This is a genomic window from Paraburkholderia caballeronis (assembly GCF_900104845.1).
Taxonomy (GTDB): domain Bacteria; phylum Pseudomonadota; class Gammaproteobacteria; order Burkholderiales; family Burkholderiaceae; genus Paraburkholderia; species Paraburkholderia caballeronis.
Genome location: NZ_FNSR01000003.1, coordinates 378,313 through 398,472, shown reverse-complemented (window position 1 = coordinate 398,472; position 20,160 = coordinate 378,313). Strand labels below are relative to the sequence as shown.

The window sequence follows — 20,160 nt, the reverse complement described above, 5'->3', positions numbered from 1 at the left end:
AATCGCGAAGCGGTCACGGGGCATCGCACAGGCTGTTCCCGGCGCGCACTCACCCCACCCGGCCCCGTCGCCCGCTCACCTAGTCATGCGCATAACTGAACGTCGGCATCGCCTTCAACGCATCCTTGTCGGCCGGCAGCACGATCTGCCGGCTGCTGATCTGCAACTGGCCGAGCGGCACCGCGACGAGATGCTTGCCCATCCCGAGAAACCCGCCGACCGACAGGATCGCGAACGCGCCCTGGTCCTGCGGCATCAGCACGAGGTCGTCGATCGTGCCGATCTTGCCGCCGTTGCCGTCGTACACGTCCGCCCCGGTCAGCTTCGACGCGCGGTAGCCGCTGCCCGACTGAACGGTCGCCGTGCGCTGCACGGTGACCGACTGCGGCGCGCCCTGCGCGTGCGCGAAACCGCCCGCCCCGAAACCGGCCAGCGCCAGCACGGCCGCCAGCATCGCAGCATGTGTGGTCATCGTCGTCCCTCCTTGTACGCCGCCACTCGCGCGGCTCGCCGGCGAACGCGCAAGCCGCGTGCCGCTGCACCGCCACATTCCGCCGCCTTCCGTCGCGGCCGGATCGAAACAGCCCGCGCGCCGCGCCCCCGTGCAACAACATGGTGCATCGCGCGTAAAACCACGCACTGCGTCAATCCATTCCGGCCTCCGAACGGTGATTTCGCACGCGCCGCTAAAGTCAAAATTAAGTGCACCGATAACATGTGATGGCTGGTAAAACGGCGAGTCCCGCGACCCGCGTTTCTTTTTCTTCGTTGGAGCCAATGTGAATCACTCGATGCCGTTCCCGGCGCGCGCGCGATGAGGCGCAACCTGTTCTTCCGGCTGCTCGCCCGGCTGCGTGTGGGCCGCAAGCTGCTGCTGATCTATCTGCTCGACCTGAGCGCGGTGGTGTACATCAGCGGCATCCTCATTCACGAGAAGTACCTGTCGATCGATTTCTCGGACAAGGAGATCGTTGGCAATGCGTACGTCCGCGTCGTGCGCGAGGCGCTCGCCGACGTCGCGCTCGCGGGCGCGGAGCAGAAACCGGCCGCGCAAACGCTTGCGGATGCGCAAAACACCCTCGCGGACGCCGAAAAGCAATACGGCGCGCAAATGCAGAGCGCCGCGCTGAACGCGCGCGTGCGCACGGCGCTCGCGGTGCTCGCGCGGCAGACCGGCTCGCTGACCGCCGCGGCCGACGACGCGCTCGACGCGTGCCGCGAACTGATCACGCGGGTCGGCAACCAGTCGAACCTGATTCTCGACCCGGACCTCGACAGCTACTATTCGATGTCGCTGTCGATCCTGCGTTACCCGGCGCTGCTCAGTTCGGTCAACGACATCGGCCGGCTGCTGCGCGAGGGCCGCCGCACCGCTCATTCGCACGACGAACTGCGCACGCGCTACCTCGTGCTCGAAGGCCAGCTCGACGGCGTGATGCAGGGGCTGCGCTCGGACTTCTCGGAAGCCGGCGCCGCGAATCCGCAGGTGAACGACGCGCTGGCGCAGTCGATCGGGCAGTTGACCGCCTCGGTCAGCGCGTTTCGCGACACCGCGCACCGGGTCGTGGACACGACCGGCGACATCGACGCGTCGATGATCGCGGTCACCGACGACACGCAGCAGAAGCTCGTCGTGCACGTGCGCGACGCATGGCGGGCGACCGACGCGGAACTCGAACAGCTCTTACGGGCGCGCGTGCGCGGCCTGTTCGCGCGGATGTGGCTGCACCTCGGCACCGCCCTCTTCCTGTTGTGCAGCATCCTGTGCATGGTGTACTTCGTCGCGCAGCAGATTTCGCGGCCGCTGCGGCAGCTCGCGCGCGTGATGGACACGGTGCGCCGCACCGGCGACCACTCGCTGCGCGCGAAGTGGGACAGCCAGGACGAGATCGGCAAGCTCGTGACCGGCTTCAACGAAATGCTCGAACAGCTGGACCGCGAACGCGACCTGCAAAAGGAGATGGCCGCGACCGCGCGCGCGTCGGCGGCGCAGCACGCGCTCGTCGAGGCGACGCCGGTGCCGATGATGGTGACCGCCGTGCCGGGCCACGAAGTGCTGCACGCGAACCAGCCGGCGCTCGCGTGGCTGAACGGCTGCACCGTCGATCCGTGGGCGTTCGGGCTCGACTCGTCGGTGCGCGCGCGCTTCTTCCAGCAGTTGTCGGACCGCGAGGCGGTCGACGAATTCGAGGTGCGCTGGAAGGCCGGCGTCGAGCCGACGTGGGCGATGCTGTCCGCGCGGCGGCTGAACTTCCAGGGACGCGAGGCGGTGCTCACCGCGTTCACGCCGATCAACCAGATCAAGCTGATGGAGCAGCGGCTGGAACTGTGGGCGCGCGTGTTCGAGGCGTCGTCCGAGGCGATCCTGATCCTCGACCACGAGCGGCGCCTGCTGAGCGCGAACGCGTCGTTCTATCGCGCGACCGGCTACAGCCCCGAGGACATCGTCGGCCGCGCGCCGAACTTCGTGGTCGCCGGGCCACACGGCGACACGACGATCGCGGGCCTCGCGGCGCGCGTCGACCGGTCGAGCGCGTGGAGCGGCGAGGCGCACATCCGCCGCCGCCACGGCGGCGACTATCCGGCGTGGCTGATGCTGAGCGCGGTGCGCGACGAGCGCACGAACATCTCGCACTACATCTGCACGGTGATCGACATCACCGACCGCAAGAAGAGCGAGGCGCGCATCCGCTTCCTCGCGGAGCACGACGTGCTGACCGAACTGCCGAATCGCGCGCGCTTCACGAAACGCGTCGGCGCGGTGATGGAGCACGCGCGCGAAACGGGCCAGCGCTTCGCGGTGCTGTTCATCGACCTCGACTGCTTCAAGGACATCAACGACTCGCTCGGCCACCACGTCGGCGACGGGCTGCTGCAGTCGATCTCGCGCCGGCTGCTGCAGGCGGTGCGCAGCGGCGACACCGTGAGCCGCCTCGGCGGCGACGAATTCACGGTGCTGCTTGCCGACGTGAGCAGCGCGGCGGACGTCGCGCGGATCATCGACCAGCGGCTGCTGCCGCTCGTGCGGCAGTCGCACCAGATCGGCGGCGTCACGTTGCAGGTGTTGTGCAGCGTCGGCGTCGCGCTGTATCCGGACGACGGCGACGACATCGAAACGCTGATGCAGAACGCCGATACCGCGATGTACCAGGCGAAGGCCGCGGGCCGCAACCTCGTGAAGTTCTTCTCGCCGGAGATGGCCGAACGCACGCGCCGGCGGCTCGCGCTCGAAGTGGGGCTGCGCATGGCGATCGAGCGCGGCGAACTGCGGCTCGCGTTCCAGCCGTGCCTCGACGCGGAGACCGGCGCGCTCGCGAGCGCCGAGGCGCTGCTGCGCTGGACCAATGCGCAACTGGGCGTCGTCGCGCCGGTGGAGTTCATCCCGATCGCGGAGGACACGCGGCTCATCGTGCCGATCGGCGCATGGGTGATCGACGAGGCGTGCCGCCAGATCGCGCGCTGGCGCGCGCAGTCGTTGCCGGACATGCGCGTGTCGATCAACCTGTCCGCGATCCAGCTCGTCGACCCGTCGCTGATCGACACGCTGCGCGACGCGATGACGAAGCATCGCGTCATGCCGGCGCAGCTCGAACTGGAGATCACCGAGACGGTGCTGATGGACAGCGCGGCCGCGCGCCTCGAAACGATCAACGCGATCCGCGCGCTCGGCGTGAAGCTGTCGCTCGATGACTTCGGCACCGGTTATTCGAGCCTCAGCTACCTGAACCGCTTCCCGCTCGACCGGCTGAAGATCGACCGCGCGTTCGTGCACGACATGCTCGACGCGCCGGCCGACCTCGCGGTGATCCGCACGATCGTCGAACTCGGGCACAAGCTCGGGCTGCGCGTGGTCGCGGAAGGCGTGGAGAGCGAACAGGAAGCCGAGACGCTGCGCGGCATCGGCTGCGACGAGCTACAGGGGTTCCTGTATGCGCACGCGCTGTCCGGCGACGAACTGCTCGCGTGGACGCACGAGCGGCGGCAACTGACGGACGCGTGACGCGGCCGGGCGGAACCCGCCGTCCGTGTCGCGCGCGGCGGGTCCGGCAGCTATCGGTTTATCGGTCGGTTGGTTTATCGGCTGCCGGCGGGTTTGCCGAGGTTGCCGCCCGCCGCGAAGAACCGCCCCAGTTCGCGCGCGAGGCCGTTCAGCGAGCGCATCTCGGACTGCTCGATGCGCCGCCCCTTCTGCCGGATCGACCAGTCGCCGTACAGCAGCGCGCACGTATGCTGGTCGCGGTCGACCACCGGCAGCAGCACGAACGAGCGGACGTCGTCGAACGCGCGCCGGAACCAGGCGGGCTGCCGCGCGATCATCTTCGGCGCACGCGCATGCTCGACGAAGATGCCGACCGGATTCGCGATCGCGAGATGGAACACGTCCGGCTGGAACGCCGCGTCGAACGACAGCGTCGGCAGCAGCGCGTCGACGTGCGGGCCGAAGCCGATATGCGCGTTGAAGCTGCCGTCCGCGTGGCGCACGAACGCGATCGTGCGCGCGAGGCCGAGCCCTTCGTGCAGGATCTCGCATGCGAGCGCGAGCGCCTGGCCAGGCGGCGTGGTCGCCGGCAGCGCGGCCAGTTCGGCAGCGCCCGCGCCGATGCGCGCCTGCGGATCGAGCCGGATCGCCTCCGCGTCGCCGCGCAGCACGTCGATTTCGTGCATCGTCGTCGCGCCCGCCGTCTCGTTCGCGAATTCGAGGCTGCCCGCCACCACGTCGTGCGGCTCGATGCCGAGCGCGTCCGCGTAACGGCCGGCCAGCGCCTCGATCTGCGCCTCGCGCTGGCCGTCGGCCGGATACGCCTGGGTGAGCACGCCGGCCGCCTCGGTCGAATAACTCGCGATCGCGCGCAGCCAGTGGCCGGTCGATGATTGATCGACGCCGGGATCGAACGGCCCCATCCCGAAGCGGATGCGGTCCGGCAGCCGCCAGCGCGACGCGGCTTCGAGCCCGATGTCTTCGAGCGTCGCGCCGAGCACCTCGCGGCTCGCGGCCGTTTCGTCCACGCCCGCTTCGATGCGCTCGCGAATCCGGTCCCATTCCGCGTCGAGGTAAAACACGACGACCAGCTTGCCGATCTGCCGCATCAGCGTGCAGACGACCGCCTCTTCGGCCGCGAGCGCGTTGCCGCGCGCCGCGAGCTTGCGCGCGACGCCGCTCGCGAGAATCGAGCGGTTCAGTTCCAGTTCCGCGTCGATGCGGCGCGCGTCGCTATGGTGGAAATGCTCGACGATCTTGAGCCCGATCGTCAGATGCACGACCGCATCGACGCCGAGCACCATCAGCGCGTGCGAGATCGTCGTGATGTTGCCGCCGAACGCGCGATACATCGCCGAGTTCGCGAGACGCAGCACCTTCTGCGTGAGCGCGAAATCGGCGAGCACCAGTTGCACGAGCGCCGCGAAGTCGCAGTCCTCGTGGCTCATCGCGGCGATCGCGCTGCGCACCGACTCGGACAGGATCGGGAAGTCCCCGCGTTCGCTCATGCGCATCCACAGCCGGTTGAGCGCCTGCGCTTTCAGGCGCGCTCCGCCGTCGTCCTGCGGTGACGGCGAGGCTGCTGCGGTGGGTACGTCTGTCACTCCGGGCTCCGTGGCTGACTGTTCGATGACCGGCCGGCAAATGCCGCACGGGCGTGCGCGTCGCACACGAGCCGAAGCATGAAATTCCCGCCTCGAACAAGGCCCGCAAAAGCGGCCAGCCGGATTGAAGTCGGGCCGGGTGAAACAACGTGACTGGAAACCCCGTATGCACTGCGCATGCCTCGCGTCGCGCGCGGTCGGACCGTCTTCGGGCCTCGCGCGTGCCGCCGAGTCAGCAGCGATTCTACCCGCACTCCGGGTCACTCACCTGACACCGGCCCGACAGCCGGACAGTTGATGCCGGATGCGTCGGATTTGTCCACGCGGCGCCACAAGTCGTTACAGACCGGACGGAAACAGCGCGTCCTGATCGCCTGCTGGCGAGACGTCGGGCGGCTCGATGGCCGGGTCGGCACGGTATGCTGCTGCGAACGCGCGGCGGCCGCCGCGCGCCCCTGTCGTCCGCCCCGAAGCGGGAGCCCCAACCGATGAACAACGTCGCATTCTTCCACTCGCTGCTGTGGCTCGTCGGCGGCGCCGGCGCGCTCACGTGGGTCGCCGCGCGGCTCGCGATTCCGCCGGCCGTCGTGCTGCTGCTCGGCGGCTCCGCGATCGCGCTGCTCGGCGGCCGCACCAGCGTCGACATGGACCCGAACCTCATACTCGCCGCGGTGATGCCGCCGCTGCTGATGTCGAGTTCGTTCTATACCGCGTGGCAGGACTTCCGCCGCGAGGTCGCGACGATCACGTCGCTCGTGCTCGGCGCGGTCGTGTTCACGACTGTCGCGGTCGCGGTCGTCGTGCACGCGGTCGAGCCGACGCTCGCGTGGCCGGCGTGTTTCGCGCTCGGCGCGATCGTGTCGCCGCCGGACGCGGTCGCCGCGAAGGCGATGCTGCAACGCGCGCCGCTGCCGGCGCGGCTCGTCACCGTGCTCGAAGGCGAAAGCCTCGTGAACGACGCGTCCGGCCTGCTGCTGTACCAGATGGCGATCGCGGCCGCGCTCGCCGGCCAGTTCACCGCGACGCACGCCGGTTCGGTGTTCGTGACGCTGACGGTGATCGGCGTCGCGGTCGGCGTGGTCTGCGGTTATCTGATGACGTGGCTGATCCAGCGGCTGCGCGAGCCGATGCTGTCGATCGTGCTGACCTTCCTCGTCGCGTGGGCCAGTTATGCGATCGCGGAGGAACTGCACGGCTCGGGCGTGCTGTCGGTCGTCGCGTGCGGGATGGTGCTCGGCATCCGCCAGCACGAGGCGTTCGACGCGCACACGCGGATCAAGGCGGAGGCGACCTGGGAAACGATCGTGTTCGTGCTCGACGCGCTGGTGTTCATCCTGATCGGCCTCGCGCTGCACGGGATCGTCGTGCGGATGGAGCATGCGGCGGCGATGCTCGACGCGGGCCTGCGCGTCGCGCTGCCGGCGACCGGCGCGGTGGTGCTCGCGCGGCTCGCGTGGGTCGGACTCGCGATCTGGCTGCCGTCGCAGCTTTCGGCCCGGCTCGGCAGGACCGACCGGCCGTGGCAGTTCGGCGAGGCGGTCGTGCTCGGCTGGGCCGGGATGCGCGGCGTCGTGAGCCTCGCGGCCGCGCTCGCGCTGCCGGCCGCGTTTCCGGGCCGCGACCTGATCGTGTTCAGCACCTTCGTCGTGATCTTCGCGACGCTCGTTTTGCAAGGCGGCAGCCTCGGCGCGGTGGTGCGGCTCGTGCGGCTGCGCCGCGCGCGCAGCACCACGATGTCGGAACTGGAGGCGCGCTCGCATACGTTCCGCGCGTCGCTGAAGGAGCTGGAGCGGATCCGCAAGGCGTCCGCCGCGGCGGACGCCGACATCGTGCAGCGGCTGATCGACGAATACCGGATTCGCGTGCACAACAACGAAAACGCGCACGCGGAAGGCGGAGAGCATGTCGAGCGGCGCGCGCGGCACCTGCGGCTCGAACTCGAACTCGTTGCGGTGTCGCGGCAGGAACTGCTGCGGCTGCATCGGGAGAGCCGCATCCGCGATGCGGTGCTGCACCGGATCGAAGCCGAACTGGATCTCGAAGAATTGCGGCTGCACCGGCTGCTCGAACCGTAAGCCGGCTTCAGGCCGCGCGCGCCGGCAAACGGCACGCGTCGTCATCGATGCGTCGAAAGACCGAACGGCACGCGTGGCCCGCGTGAGCCACCCCCTCCGCCGGCGCCGCTACAGCGCCCGTTCGATCCGCTGCGCGACCCGCCGCAGCACCGGCAGGAACGACTGCTCCAGCGTCTCGATGCTGACCCGTCCCGACAGCACGCTGACGCTGACCGCCGCCTCGATCATTCCGCCGCGGCCGCGCACCGGCACCGCCATCGCGCACATGCCGACCTCCAGTTCCTCGTTGCTCAGCGAATAACCGTCGGCCCGCGCGCGCCCGATCGCCGCGACGACGGCGTCGGCGTCCGCGAGCGTGCGCGCGGTCAGCCGCTTCATCGGCACGCCCGCCAGATGGCGGCGGATCTCGTCGTCGGTCAGGTCCGACAGCAGCACGCGCCCGGTCGCCGAGCAGTACGCGGGCAGCCGCCCGCCGAGCTTCACGCCGGTCGACACGATCCGCACCGCCTCCGCGCGCGCGACGAACACCGCATACCCGTCGTCGAGCACCGCGAGCGAGATGGACTCCTGCAACTCGTCGCGCGCATCGACCAGCAGCGGCTGCGCGATCTGCGGCAGCGACGACGTGCTCAGGTACGCGCTGCCGAGCCGCAGCATCCGCGGCAGCGGCATGAAGAACTTGCCGTCGTGCGCGAGATAACCGAGCTCGACGAGCGTCAGCAGGCAGCGGCGCGCGGCCGGCCGGCTCAGGTCCGCGAAACGCGCGGCATCGGCAACGGTCATCCGCGTCGTCGACGCGCCGAACGCCTCGATGATCGCGAGCCCCTTCGCGAGCCCCGCCATGCCCTCCTTCGCGCGGCCCTTCGCGGCCGACTCCAGGCCCGGATCGACTGCCGGGTCCATACCCTCTTCGGGCGACGAATCGCCCTCCCGTCCATTGACAGGAACTTTGACCGATGTCATATTTGATCTACAAATCGAACAACGTACGTTATTCGAACACATTCCAGCGACGCAGTCAAGCAGCGTCAATGCGGAAAGGACCCGAAGAACGAAGGCAAACCGGAGACCCCGGCGGCACGCCGCGGCTCCGACCAGCATGGAGCGCATCCCCGTGAACTACATCCCCATCAAGCCGGCGCCCCGCGCCAGCGTCGCGTGGCCGGCCGAAGGGCTAACACGCGTGCCGTACTCGGTATTCCAGGACAAAGACGTCTATGCGGACGAACAGGACGCGATCTTCCGCGGCCCGCACTGGAGCTATCTATGCCTCGAAGCCGAGGTGCCGAACCCCGGCGACTTCCGCGCGACGCACGTCGGCGACGCGCCGGTCGTCGTCACGCGCGACGCGGACGGCGATCTGTACGCGTTCGAAAACCGCTGCGCGCATCGCGGCGCGCTGGTGTGCCTTGAGGACGAAGGCAACGCGAAGGACTTCAGCTGCGTGTATCACGCGTGGACGTACAACCTTCAGGGCGACCTGGTCGGCGTCGCGTTCAAGGACGGCATCAACGGCCACGGCGGCATGAAGCCGGACTTCTGCATGGGCGACCATCATCTGCGCAAGCTGCGCGTCGCCACGCTGCACGGCCTCGTGTTCGGCAGCTTCTCCGACGACGTGCCGCCGCTCGACGAGTACCTCGGCGACGAGATCGTCGAGCGCATCGCGCGCGTGCTGGAGGACCGCCGGCCGGTCGTGCTCGGCCGCTTCACGCAGATGCTGCCGAACAACTGGAAGCTGTACGTCGAGAACGTGAAGGACTCGTACCACGCGAGCATCCTTCACCTGTTCTTCACGACGTTCCAGCTGAACCGGCTGTCGCAGCGCGGCGGCATTCTCGTGTCCGAGGGCGGCGGCAACCACGTCAGCTACTCGGCCGTCGATCACGCGGCCGCGGCCGCCGCCGAAAGCGCACCAACCTCGAACGACTACGCGCAGCAGAACATCCGCTCCGAAAGCGGCCACCGGCTCGAAGACACGTCGGTGCTCGCCGGCACCGACGAGTTCGGCGACGGCGTCACGCTGCAGATCCTGTCGGTGTTTCCCGGCTTCGTGCTCCAGCAGATCCAGAACGCGATCGCGGTGCGTCAGATCCTGCCGCGCGGCACCCAGCAGACCGAGCTGAACTGGACCTACCTCGGTTTCGAGGACGACACGCCGGAACTGCGCGAGATGCGCATGCGCCAGTCGAACCTCGTCGGGCCGGCCGGTTACGTGTCGATGGAGGACGGCTGCGTCGGCGGTTTCGTGCAGCGCGGGATCGACGGCGCGAGCGACCACCGCTCGGTGCTCGAAATGGGCGGCGACACCGCCGACAGCAGCGCGAGCCGCGTGACCGAAGCGTCGATCCGCGGCTTCTGGAAGGCTTACCGCAACGCAATGGGGTATTGACGAGATGGCGCAGGACATTCATCAACGGATCGCGCGCGCGCAGGCCGAATACGTGCGCTGCATCGACGACGGCGATCTCGCGCAGTGGCCGGACTTCTTCACCGAGCAGTGCGTATACCGCGTGACGACCGCGGACAACCATCGGCGCGGCCTCGCGGGCAGCATGATCTATGCGGCGTCGCGCGGGATGCTGGTCGATCGCATCGCGTCGCTGCGCGACGCGAACATCTACGAGCGCCACGCATACCGGCATCTGCTCGGCCAGCCGTTCGTCGTCGGCGAAAGCGACGGCGAGGCGCGCAGCGAAACGTCGTTCATGGTCGCGCGGATCATGCGCGACGGCACGACGAGCCTGTTCGCGACCGGCCGCTACTGCGACGTGTACGCGACCGGCGGCGGCGACGTGAAGCTGCGCGAGCGGGTCGTCGTCTGCGACAGCTCGCGGATCGACACGCTGCTGGCGCTGCCGCTATGACGGCGCGCGCGCTGACGATCGCGCTCGCGCCCGGCGACCCGAACGGCATCGGCCCGGAGATCGCGGTGAAGGCGGCCGCGCAGCTCGCGGGCGATCCGGCCGCGCCGCGCATCGTGCTGTTCGGCGATGCGTTCGTGCTGCGCTGGTACGCCGAACGCTGCTGCCCGCACGCGTCGCTGCGCGAAGTGACGGCCGCAACGCTGCCGCCGCCCGCGCCGCACACGCTCGATTTCGTGAACGTCGCGGCGCTCGCGGCCGACGCGTTCGTGCCGGGCGAAGTATCCGCGCGCGCCGGCGCGGCGACGCTCGCGTACGTGTCGGCGGCGCTCGCCGCCGCGCGCGCGGGTCTTGTGGACGCGGTGATCGCGTGCCCGCATTCGGAGACCGCGATCAACGCGGCGGGCGTGCGCTTCGCCGGCTACCCCGGCTTCGTCGCGTCGGAAATGGGCGTGCCCGCCGACGACGTCTATCTGCTGCTGGTCGGCGGCGGCCTGCGCATCGTGCACGTGACGTTGCACGAAGGGATCGTGTCCGCGCTCGCGCGGCTCGACCGGCCGCACGTCGAACGCGCGGCGCGCGCGGCCGTCGATGCGCTGCGGCGCATGGGCATCGCGCAGCCGGTCGTCGGGCTGATGGGCATCAATCCGCATGCGGGCGAAGGCGGGCTGTTCGGCCGCGAGGACATCGAGATCACCGAGCCGGCCGCGCGCGCGCTGCGCGACGAAGGAATCGACGTGGTCGGCCCGCAGGGCGCGGACCTGCTGCTCGCGAATCCGGACGTCGACGTGTTCGTCGCGATGTATCACGACCAGGGCCACATACCGGTGAAGCTGCGCGCGGGCCGTCACTCGGCCGCGCTGTCGATCGGCGCGGGCGTGATGTTTTCGAGCGTCGGCCACGGCAGCGGCTTCGACATCGCCGGCACCCTGCGCGCGGACCCCGCCGCGCTGCTCGGCGCGATCCGGCTCGTGTCGACCGGCACCGTGCTGCCCGCCGATTCCGCACCGCAGTCCTGAACCGACTTATCGAGGTTTCAACGTGGATTACCAGATTTCCATCACCGGCCGCGACATCGCATTCCGTTGCGACGAGAGCGAAACCGTGCTCGACGCGGCCGAACGCGCCGGTTACGCGGTGCCGTATTCGTGCCGCAAGGGCGTGTGCTCGACGTGCGAAGGCGGCGTCGTCGCCGGCGCGGGGCGTTCGACGGTGCAAGGCGGCGTCGAAGGGCCGGCCGAGCGCGTGCTGCTGTGCTGCCTGCGGCCGTCGTCCGACCTGACGATCGCGCCGCGCCGGATCGACAAGCGCGAGCCGGCCGCGCGCAAGACGGTCGACCTGACGGTCTATCGCGTCACGCAGCCGGCCGCCGACGTCAGCGTGCTGCAACTGCGCCTGCCGGCCGGCGTGCGCGCGAAGTTCCGCGCGGGTCAGTATTTACAGGTCGAACTCGACGACGGCAGTTGCCGCAACTACTCGATGGCGAACCCGCCGCACGAAAGCGACAGCGTGCAGCTGCACGTGCGCCACGTGCCGGGCGGCCGCTTCTCCGAAGGCGTGCTGCGCGGCCTCGACAAAGGCCACAAGCTGCGCGTCGAACTGCCGTTCGGCGAATTCTCGCTGCAGGAGGAGTCGCAGAAGCCGGCGATCCTGCTCGCGACCGGCACCGGCTTCGCGCCGGTCAAGTCGATCGTGGAAGACGCGCTCAAGCGCAAGCTCGACCGGCCGCTGTACCTGTACTGGGGCGCGCGCCGGCTCGAAGACCTGTACCTGTTCGATCTCGCCGACAAATGGGCGAAGAACGGCCGGCTGCGTTTCGTGCCGGTGCTGTCCGAGCCGCACGAAGGCTGGAGCGGGCGGCATGGCTTCGTGCACGAGGCCGTGCTCGAAGACTTCGGCTCGCTCGACGGCTATCAGGTCTACGCGTGCGGCAACCCGGCGATGACGAGCGCCGCGCACGCGGCGTTCACGCGAGCCGGCCTCGCCGACGACGACTTCTTCAGCGACGCGTTCGTCCATACCGGCGAAGCCGCGTAGCGGCACCCTCCGCCCCACGAACACAGACAACAGACAGACAACAACCAGGAGACACAATTGGCATCCCAAACCATCGACGCAGGCGAGGTGATCGAGCGGCAGCCGGCCGGCGCCGGCCAGTACCTCGTCGTGCTGCTGTGCGCGCTGCTGATGTTCCTCGACGGCTTCGACACGCAGGCCGTCAGCTACATCGTGCCGGCGCTTTCGAAGGAATGGCATCTGTCGCGCGAGATTCTCGGCTCGATCTTCTCGGCTGCGCTGGTCGGCCTGATGGTCGGTTATCTCGCGATCGCGCCGCTGTCCGCGCGTTTCGGCCACAAGCGGATGATGGTGACGAGCACCCTGCTGTTCGCGGTGTTCACGATGCTCACCGTGTGCGCGACCAACGTGACCGAACTGATCGGCCTGCGTTTTCTGACCGGCATCGGCCTCGGCGCGGCCGCGCCGAGCGCGGTCGCGCTGACCTGCGAGTTCGCGCCGAAGCGGCTGCGCTCGACGTTCGTGCTGCTCGTGTACTGCGGCTTCTCGCTCGGCTTCGTCGTCGCGGGCCTCGCGTCCGGCGCGCTGATGCCGACCCACGGCTGGAAATCGCTGATGCTGGTCGGCGCGGTCGCGCCGCTCGCGCTCGCCGCGCCGCTCGCATGGCTGCTGCCCGAATCGCTCGCGTTCCTGCAACGGCGCACGGATGGCGCAGAGCGAATGCGCGCGGTGCTGATGCGGCTCTTTCCGCGCGTCGGGTTTCCGCCCGGCTGCACGTTCCGCCTCGAAGACGAAACCGACCAGCGCGCGAGCGTGACGGCGCTCGTGCGCGGCCGCGCGGCGGCCGGCACGTTCCTGTTGTGGATCGTGTTCTTCCTGAACCTCGCCGAGTTCTACTTCATGCAGAGCTGGCTGCCGACGATGCTGACCGGCCTGCAATACGCGCCGTCGACCGTCGTCTGGGTGACCGCGCTGCCGACCATCGCCGGCGTGCTGTCCGCGGTGCCGCTCGGGCTCGCGATGGACCGCGTCGGCCCGTACGCGACGCTGACGACGCTGTACGTCGTGGGCGGCGTGTTCATGTGGCTCGTCGCCGGCGCGTTCTCGGGCAGCGTCGCGTGGCTGATGGTCACCGTGTTCTGCGCGGGCTTCTGCATCAGCGGCGGGCAGAAAAGCGTGATCGCGCTCGCGGCCGTCTATTACCCGCAGAGCCTGCGTTCGACCGGCGTCGGCTGGGCGCTCGGCCTCGGCCGGCTCGGCGGCATCGCCGGCCCGCTCGTCGCCGGGATGCTGTACGCCGCGCACTGGACGCCCGCCGAAATCTTCGCGTTCTCCGCATGGCCGGTGCTCGCGGCGGCCGTCGGCGTGTTCGCGATGGGGCGCGTGTACGGCGCACGCCCGGTCGCCGCGGAAGCGCGCGCGACGCAATAGGCGCGCTTCCATCGTTTTACGTCGTTCCCGTAGTTCGCTGTCGTTCCCCGCAGTTCCATTCAACCGATCACAAAGCAACCGACGCGCAACCCGTCCCGCCGCCCGCGGGCGCGGGTCGCAGCGTCACGTCGGAGACACCATGAAAAAAACCACTCTCGCCGCCGCGCTTGCGCTCGCGGCAGGCGCCGCGCACGCGCAAAGTTCCGTCACGCTGTACGGCCTCGTCGATGCCGGCCTCGTCTACGTGAACAACCAATCCGGTCATGCGAACCTCGAATCGGTGACCGGGCCGACGAGCGGCAGCCGCGTCGGCCTGCGCGGCGCCGAAGACCTCGGCGGCGGGCTGAGCGCGATCTTCACGCTGGAAAACGGCTTCGACACATCGAACGGCAAGCTGCTGCAAGGCAACCGGCTGTTCGGCCGGCAGGCGTTCGTCGGCCTGTCCAGCAAACAGTACGGCACGCTGACGCTCGGCCGCCAGTACGACACGATGACCGACCTCATCGGCGCGTTCGCCGGCACCTCGATGTGGGCGTGGCTCGGCACCCACCCCGGCGACTTCGACGACCTGAACTCGACGTTCCGCGTGAACAACGCGATCAAGTACCAGTCGCCGGCCATCGCCGGGCTTCAGTTCACCGGTCTGTTCGCGCCGGGCGGCGTCGCCGGCGACTTCGCGTCGAACCGCATCTACTCGCTCGGCCTGCGTTACGCGCACGGCCCGTTCAGCGCGGCGCTCGCGTACGACTCGATCGACGATCCGTCGACATCGGTGCTCGACAGCGCGCTCGCGCCGGGAGCCGCCGGTTACGCGTCGCCGTCGAAAACGCCGCAGTTCGGCGGTTATGCGTCCGCGAGCGCGTGGAAGATCTTCGGCGCGGCGCTCGGCTACCGGATCGGCAACGGCAGCGTCAATTTCGTGTACACGAACACGCGCTTCGAGGACATCGTGCCGACCGCGTCGACGCCGAACAGCGGCACCGCCGTGTTCAACAGCTACGAGATCAACGGCCGTTATTCGATCACGCCCGCTCTGTTCGTCGGGCTGTCGTACGACTACACGAAGGCGCGCGACGCGAAGTACCAGCAGATCGACTTCGGGCCGAACTACGCGCTGTCGAGGCGCACCGACATCAACCTCGTCGGCGTGTGGCAGCACGCATCCGGCGTCGATTCGACCGGCCATCCGGCCGTCGCGTCGATCAGCACGCTCGGGCAGTCGTCCACGCCGACCCAGGTCGCGGTGAAGCTGTCGCTGCGGCACCGGTTCTGACCGGCGCTTCGGAAACACGCGGGCGGGCGGCGGCGCAATGGCGCCCGCCCGGCTCCGGCGGCATCATGCGCCGACCGCGCGGGCGGCAGTACAACGAAGGTTCGAGAAATTCACCGGACGGTGATACGCTGCGAAAAAACTCGCACTGGAGACCGTCAACGATGTCCACTCCCGCAGCAGTGACCGGCACGACCGGCTCGGCGCCGGATGCGTCCGCCGACATGGCGACGATTCTGCGCCTGCAAAAACTCGAACAGACGATCGCGAAGGAAATCAAGGCCGCCGGCGAAGAGGCCGCGAAGGACCCGACCGATCCGACGATGCAGCTGCTCGTATCGCAACTGACCGCCCAGCTGACCGCGATCCAGGGGGAAATCACCGTGCTGACCGGCGCGTCGTCGCTGCATACGACGCGGCCGAACGTCGACAGCACGAAGGTCGATACCCGCGCGATCGACGTGCAAAGCTCGCGCGGACACATCGCGCCGCAGGACCCGAACGGCGTCACCGCGCCGTCGGAGAGCGACAAGACCCGCGAGCGCCGGACGCGGCCGTTCCGCTTCGACCTGACCGGCTCGCAGATCGACGACGAAGCGTGAGGGCGTCATAGCGGCGTGGCGCAAGATGCCGCCTCCGGTCAATACTCGACCACGATGCTGACGCTGTCGCTATAGGCGCCCGCCGGCTGCTCCGGCTGCGCGGCGTTCACCCGTGCGGTGTACGGCAGGCTCTGCGGCTGCCCGGTGCCGGTGCCGCCCTGCCGGTTGCGGCTGTCCCACGGCGTGCCGGTGCCGGGCACGTACAGGTTGTACTGCAACGACGCGCCGCCCTGCGTCATCCGCTTCCACGCGCCGTCGTAGCTGTTGCCGTCGCTGAAGTACGTGCGGTACGGCTGCGCGCGCGTGCAGGTCAGCGTGACGCTCTGCATGACCGGCTCGAAGTTCGCGACGAGCGCGCACCGGCCGAAATCGACGTCCGGCGCGCGGCCGATCTGGCAGGCTTTCGTGACGACGAGTTCGACGCGGATCGCCGTCGTGGCGTTGCCGTATTCGTAGTCGAGGCAGATGAGCGTCGACAGTTTGCAGATGCGCCAGTCCCACCGGACGTTGATCGTGTCCCGATACACGCCGGCCGGCACGTTCGCGCCCGCCGCCGTTCGAAAAAACAGCCTGAACGAGCCGGACTTGTCGTCGGTCCGGCTCAGCCGGTCGAAAAAATCCATCTGCCCGTTCTGCGTGAGCACGACCGTGTAGCTCGCGTCCGCATAAACGCGATACGGAATGCCATAACCGCCGCTGCCGTTCAGCATGAAATTGTTCGTCGAGGTCGGCGTCAGCATCACCTGGTTGTTCGCGATCGAGATCGCGGGCCACAGGTTGAAGGCGCTCTTGAACGTGTTGGTGGACGTCGTCGCCAATGCGGCCGACTGCACCGCGATCGAATCGCGGCTTCCGAAACTCGCATCGCCACTGCCGGGCGTCGAATCGTAGGCGCACAGCAAAACCGGAAATCCGCCGAGCACGGCACACGCAACGAGGAAACGCAGGGCGATCACGTTCGGAATCCGCGGGGCCGGCATCAATACTCGACCACGATGCTGACGCTGTCGCCATACGCGCCCGCCGGCTGCTCCGGCTGCGCGGCGTTCACCTGCGCGGTGTACGGCAGGCTCTGCGGCTGCCCGGTGCCGGTGCCGCCCTGCTTGTTGCGGCTGTCCCACGGCGTGCCGGTGCCCGGCACGTACAGGTTGTACTGCAACGACGCACTGCCCTGCACCATGCGCTTCCACGCGCCGTCATAGTGGTCGCCGTCGGTGAAATACGTGCGGTAGGCCTGCCCCGGCCCGCAGGTCAGCGTCACGCTCTGCGTGACCGGCGTGAAGCTCGCGACCAGCGCGCGGGTGCCGAAATTCACGTCCGGCGCGCTGCTGATCTGGCAGCCCTTCGCGACGACGAGTTCGACGTTGACGACCGTGGTGCCGGAACCCGCATCGTTGTAGTTGCACCAGTAATAGACGACGGCCGTGCAAAGCTTGTAGTCCCATCTGACGTTGATCGTGTCCCGGTACACGCCGACCGGCACGTTGGCGCCGGCGGTCGTCTGAAAGTACAGATTGAACGTGGCGGAGTACCGGTCCTTCGAAACGAGCCGGCCGTAGAACTCGGTCTGCACGCCGCCGTTGAGCACGGTCGAATAACTTGCGTCGGCATAGACCCGGTACGGGATGCCGTAACCGGCGTTGCTCAACGTGAAACCGTTCGCGGACGAAAGCGTCAGCGCGACAGACGACGTGTTCTCCGTCACGAGGTTCGTCGGCGGAAAAATATAGCCGTTGGGGAATGACGAAGAGGACATCCCGATCTGGTTGCTGGACGACGTCCTCAACGCCGTCTTCTGGACCGTCACCGAATCGGAATTGCCGAAGCTCGCATTGCCGGTCGACAGCGTCGCCGCCCACGCCGCCGCGGGCAGCCAGCCCATGACGACGCCCAGCACGAACACGCGCAGCAGGTTCACGTCGGCCTCCGTCAACGGCAATCGAGCGGACCGATCCGCGCGACGTCGTCCGCGCGCGGGTCCATGTCGAAGGCGGCCGTGCACGCGCGGCCGTCCGGCAGCGCCGCCTCGATCCGGTTGTGCGCACCCAGTTCCTCCAGATAAACGACGCCGTCCCAGCCGACGAAACCCTGCTGCCCATTGTCGAGTTGCTTCACGATGCTTCCCTTCGGTAACGGACGGCCTTCGCCGTCCACGAGACGGACGTTGGCCGCCACGATGCGCTGCACCGGGAACCGCAGCAGCGCGCCGCTGTTCTGGCGCACGGTCAGATAGTCCTCGACCTTCGGCGTCTGCACGCTCGCCGGCAGTTCGAGCGGATCGATCGCGAACCTGCCGCGATACCACGACGCGACGGACGGCACCATCAGATGGCCGCCGCCATCGGTGACGCCGCGCATCTGGTTCTCGTAGTACACGGGGACGCCCGCGTGGCCGTCGGTGCTGACGAGCACGAACGCGTCGCTGACCCGGTTCGCGGCGAACAGCGCGCGATCCATCATCACCAGCGAGCCGCTCAGTTCGCCCCAGCGCGTATAGCGGCCCGACTCGCCGTACACGCCGCCCTGGGTCTGGAAGTGCTGGCCGCGCCAGCCGAGGTCCGCCTGACGATAGCGGCTCGCGCCGCCCGCATACGCGAGGTTCCAGTCGAAGCCGCCTTCGGTCGGACCCGCGCGGCTGTACGTGACCCGCTCGGTGTAACGGCCGCCGCGGTCGCGCGTCGCGTCGGCCGTCACGTTGCCGCTTGTACGGCCGAGCGGCAGCATCACCTGCACCTGCGCCGCGTAACCGGCGTCGCCGAGCGAGCGGTTGGCCGACGCATACAGGCTCGCGCCGCGCCACAGCGGGCGCGTATAGGACAGGTTCACGAGCCGCACGCGCCCGCCGTCGTAGCGCGACACGTCGAAGTACCCGGCGCCGATCGAGCCTTGCCGGCCGAACGTCAGCGAGCCGGTCAACTGGCTCGAATGGCGGATCTGCGCGGCGTCGAGGATCGTCACGTCGTCGCGCCGCGCGCGGCCGTCGAGCGTCGCGTAACGGGCGAGATCCATGTAGCGGCGCGAACGCGCGACGTGCTGCGCGGCGACGCCGAACAGGCCCGAGTAATACGTGTAGCCCGCCGAATGCTGATGGCCGCTGTCCGCGCGATGACGGCTCAGCGCGGACGCGACGTTCAGCGTGCCCCAGCGTCCCGGCGCGAGGTTTGCGCCGATACCGAGCTGCCGGAACGGACCCGCGCCCTCCGCATGCGTCTCCAGCGTGAACCCGTTGCTGACGCCGTAGCGCAGCGAACCGCTCGCGGCCGGGCGGCCATAGTCCGCCGACGCGATGCCGTATTGCCGGCGCAGCGCGCCGACCGACAGCGAGAAGTCCGCAAGCCCTGGCTTCAGCATGGTGCTCGTCACGTAGAACGGCACGCTGACCGTCGTCTGACGGCCGAGCGCATCGGTCGTGACGACCGTCGCCTGGCCCGCGCCGTTGATGAACGGCACGTTGTTGATCGTGTACGGGCCGGGCTGCACGTCGGTCGTGCTCGCCTTGAAGCCGTTGATGAACAGGTCCACCGCGGACGGCACCGCGGCCTCGCCCGAATACTGCGGCAGCGGCCACGTGACGAGGTCCGGACGCAGCCCGAAGTTGCGCGCGATCTGCACGCCGCCGAGGCGCACCGCGCTCGTCCACGCGAGCGCGCCGGTCACGAGGTCGCCCGCGCCGTAGCTGAGCAGGCGGTCCTCGTCGTCGTAGCGCCATACGGTGTCGTAACGCACGTACCGGTTGCCGAGCGGATCGTAGCCGCCGCCTTTCCAGTAGCGCCGGTAGCTGCCGGTGTTCGACACGAAGCCGAAGCCGTCGAACACGCGCTGTTCGAGCCAGGCCGCCACATACGAGCCGCCGCCGTGCGGCGAGTCGGTCGCGAGCGCGTCGTAGTTGAACAGCGCGCCGAGCGAGCTGACCGCGCGCTGATGCTCGTACACCGCTTCGGTGCCGTAGACGCGCGTCGGCAGCCAGTCGGCCGGCACATCGAACTGCAACTGCTGCGCGTTCTCGTCGTAGACCGCGCTCACGCGGTCGATCGCGTCGGCGGCGATCTGCGGGCCGGCCGTGTCCGGCACGCGCACGCCGCTCGCCACGAGTTCGGCGGTCGGCACGTAGTAGCGGCCGTTGCGGTAATCGACCGGCACCACCCGGCCGCTCGGCACATGGTTGACGACCAGTTCGAGATACAGCGTCGCGCGATCCGCGACCGGCATCGCGTGCGGCGGTTCCGGCATCGATCGCCCGTTGGCCGCGAGCGCGACGTCGGCGCAACACGCGACGCAAACCGTGATCGCCAGCCGCGCGGCGAACGCGGACCGGTTCG

The 20,160-nt window shown here is 68.9% G+C and carries 15 protein-coding genes; 9 read left to right on the top strand and 6 right to left on the bottom strand.

The window, feature by feature from the left end:
• Window positions 1–79 precede the first annotated feature (79 nt).
• Entirely contained in the window at window positions 80–472 is a 393-nt protein-coding gene (locus BLV92_RS28540; RefSeq protein ID WP_090552163.1) for a PRC-barrel domain-containing protein, read from the bottom strand.
• Between the two features lie 342 nt (window positions 473–814).
• Here BLV92_RS28540 and BLV92_RS28535 point away from each other — a divergent pair, with 342 nt between their 5' ends.
• Entirely contained in the window at window positions 815–4,000 is a 3,186-nt protein-coding gene (locus BLV92_RS28535) for an EAL domain-containing protein (RefSeq protein ID WP_090552161.1), read from the top strand.
• 74 nt (window positions 4,001–4,074) lie between these two features.
• On the opposite strand, the gene BLV92_RS28530 is transcribed toward BLV92_RS28535, so the two are convergent.
• A complete protein-coding gene (locus BLV92_RS28530) occupies window positions 4,075–5,493 on the bottom strand; it encodes an HDOD domain-containing protein (protein ID WP_090552159.1) in 1,419 nt (472 codons plus the stop codon).
• Between the two features lie 578 nt (window positions 5,494–6,071).
• On the opposite strand from BLV92_RS28530, the gene BLV92_RS28525 reads away from it, so the two are divergent.
• A complete protein-coding gene (locus BLV92_RS28525; RefSeq protein ID WP_090552156.1) occupies window positions 6,072–7,658 on the top strand; it encodes a Na+/H+ antiporter in 1,587 nt (528 codons plus the stop codon).
• Window positions 7,659–7,766: 108 nt separating this feature from the next.
• Here the strand turns inward: BLV92_RS28525 and BLV92_RS28520 are convergent, their stop codons facing one another.
• The gene (locus BLV92_RS28520; protein ID WP_244283964.1) at window positions 7,767–8,561 is read right to left on the bottom strand and encodes an IclR family transcriptional regulator domain-containing protein; all 795 of its coding nucleotides are present in this window, start codon (window positions 8,559–8,561) and stop codon (window positions 7,767–7,769) included.
• A gap of 211 nt (window positions 8,562–8,772) precedes the next feature.
• Between BLV92_RS28520 and BLV92_RS28515 the strand changes: the two genes are divergently transcribed.
• The 7 genes from BLV92_RS28515 to BLV92_RS28485 all read left to right on the top strand — a co-directional run bounded on the left by BLV92_RS28515 (window position 8,773) and on the right by BLV92_RS28485 (window position 15,841).
• Window positions 8,773–10,050 carry an aromatic ring-hydroxylating dioxygenase subunit alpha gene (locus BLV92_RS28515; RefSeq protein ID WP_090553129.1) on the top strand — a complete coding sequence of 426 codons (1,278 nt, stop codon included), beginning with the start codon at window positions 8,773–8,775 and terminating at the stop codon, window positions 10,048–10,050.
• Between the two features lie 4 nt (window positions 10,051–10,054).
• Window positions 10,055–10,525: an aromatic-ring-hydroxylating dioxygenase subunit beta gene (locus tag BLV92_RS28510; protein WP_090552152.1), complete on the top strand. Its 471-nt coding sequence runs from the start codon at window positions 10,055–10,057 to the stop codon at window positions 10,523–10,525.
• A complete protein-coding gene (locus tag BLV92_RS28505; RefSeq protein WP_090552149.1) occupies window positions 10,522–11,541 on the top strand; it encodes a PdxA family dehydrogenase in 1,020 nt (339 codons plus the stop codon). The genes BLV92_RS28510 and BLV92_RS28505 overlap by 4 nt, the downstream gene beginning before the upstream one ends.
• A gap of 22 nt (window positions 11,542–11,563) precedes the next feature.
• The gene (locus BLV92_RS28500; RefSeq protein WP_090552147.1) at window positions 11,564–12,559 is read left to right on the top strand and encodes a 2Fe-2S iron-sulfur cluster-binding protein; all 996 of its coding nucleotides are present in this window, start codon (window positions 11,564–11,566) and stop codon (window positions 12,557–12,559) included.
• Between the two features lie 57 nt (window positions 12,560–12,616).
• A complete protein-coding gene (locus BLV92_RS28495; RefSeq protein WP_090552144.1) occupies window positions 12,617–13,969 on the top strand; it encodes an MFS transporter in 1,353 nt (450 codons plus the stop codon).
• A 139-nt stretch (window positions 13,970–14,108) separates the two neighbouring features.
• Window positions 14,109–15,242, top strand: coding sequence for a porin (locus BLV92_RS28490; RefSeq protein ID WP_090552142.1), 1,134 nt, complete (start codon window positions 14,109–14,111; stop codon window positions 15,240–15,242).
• A 161-nt stretch (window positions 15,243–15,403) separates the two neighbouring features.
• Window positions 15,404–15,841 (top strand): hypothetical protein, encoded by a 438-nt coding sequence (locus BLV92_RS28485; RefSeq protein ID WP_134042554.1) that lies wholly within the window; start codon window positions 15,404–15,406, stop codon window positions 15,839–15,841.
• Between the two features lie 38 nt (window positions 15,842–15,879).
• Here BLV92_RS28485 and BLV92_RS28480 read toward each other — a convergent pair whose 3' ends face one another.
• The 3 genes from BLV92_RS28480 to BLV92_RS28470 are packed head-to-tail and all read right to left on the bottom strand — an operon-like array spanning window position 15,880 to window position 20,071.
• Window positions 15,880–16,797: a Csu type fimbrial protein gene (locus BLV92_RS28480; RefSeq protein WP_166676606.1), complete on the bottom strand. Its 918-nt coding sequence runs from the start codon at window positions 16,795–16,797 to the stop codon at window positions 15,880–15,882.
• Between the two features lie 23 nt (window positions 16,798–16,820).
• Window positions 16,821–17,774: a Csu type fimbrial protein gene (locus BLV92_RS28475; RefSeq protein ID WP_090552136.1), complete on the bottom strand. Its 954-nt coding sequence runs from the start codon at window positions 17,772–17,774 to the stop codon at window positions 16,821–16,823.
• Window positions 17,771–20,071 (bottom strand): fimbria/pilus outer membrane usher protein, encoded by a 2,301-nt coding sequence (locus tag BLV92_RS28470; protein WP_143040749.1) that lies wholly within the window; start codon window positions 20,069–20,071, stop codon window positions 17,771–17,773. Before BLV92_RS28470 ends, BLV92_RS28475 begins: the two co-directional genes overlap by 4 nt.
• Between the last annotated feature and the right edge of the window lie 89 nt (window positions 20,072–20,160).

Excerpts from the sequence above, each read along its gene's own strand:
- BLV92_RS28540 (WP_090552163.1), bottom strand. The coding sequence starts at position 472 with ATGACCACACATGCTGCGATGCTGGCGGCCGTGCTGGCGCTGGCCGGT.
- BLV92_RS28535 (WP_090552161.1), top strand. The coding sequence starts at position 815 with ATGAGGCGCAACCTGTTCTTCCGGCTGCTCGCCCGGCTGCGTGTGGGC.
- BLV92_RS28530 (WP_090552159.1), bottom strand. The coding sequence starts at position 5,493 with ATGCGCATGAGCGAACGCGGGGACTTCCCGATCCTGTCCGAGTCGGTG.
- BLV92_RS28525 (WP_090552156.1), top strand. The coding sequence starts at position 6,072 with ATGAACAACGTCGCATTCTTCCACTCGCTGCTGTGGCTCGTCGGCGGC.
- BLV92_RS28520 (WP_244283964.1), bottom strand. The coding sequence starts at position 8,561 with ATGGACCCGGCAGTCGATCCGGGCCTGGAGTCGGCCGCGAAGGGCCGC.
- BLV92_RS28510 (WP_090552152.1), top strand. The coding sequence starts at position 10,055 with ATGGCGCAGGACATTCATCAACGGATCGCGCGCGCGCAGGCCGAATAC.
- BLV92_RS28505 (WP_090552149.1), top strand. The coding sequence starts at position 10,522 with ATGACGGCGCGCGCGCTGACGATCGCGCTCGCGCCCGGCGACCCGAAC.
- BLV92_RS28490 (WP_090552142.1), top strand. The coding sequence starts at position 14,109 with ATGAAAAAAACCACTCTCGCCGCCGCGCTTGCGCTCGCGGCAGGCGCC.
- BLV92_RS28485 (WP_134042554.1), top strand. The coding sequence starts at position 15,404 with ATGTCCACTCCCGCAGCAGTGACCGGCACGACCGGCTCGGCGCCGGAT.
- BLV92_RS28470 (WP_143040749.1), bottom strand. The coding sequence starts at position 20,071 with ATGCCGGAACCGCCGCACGCGATGCCGGTCGCGGATCGCGCGACGCTG.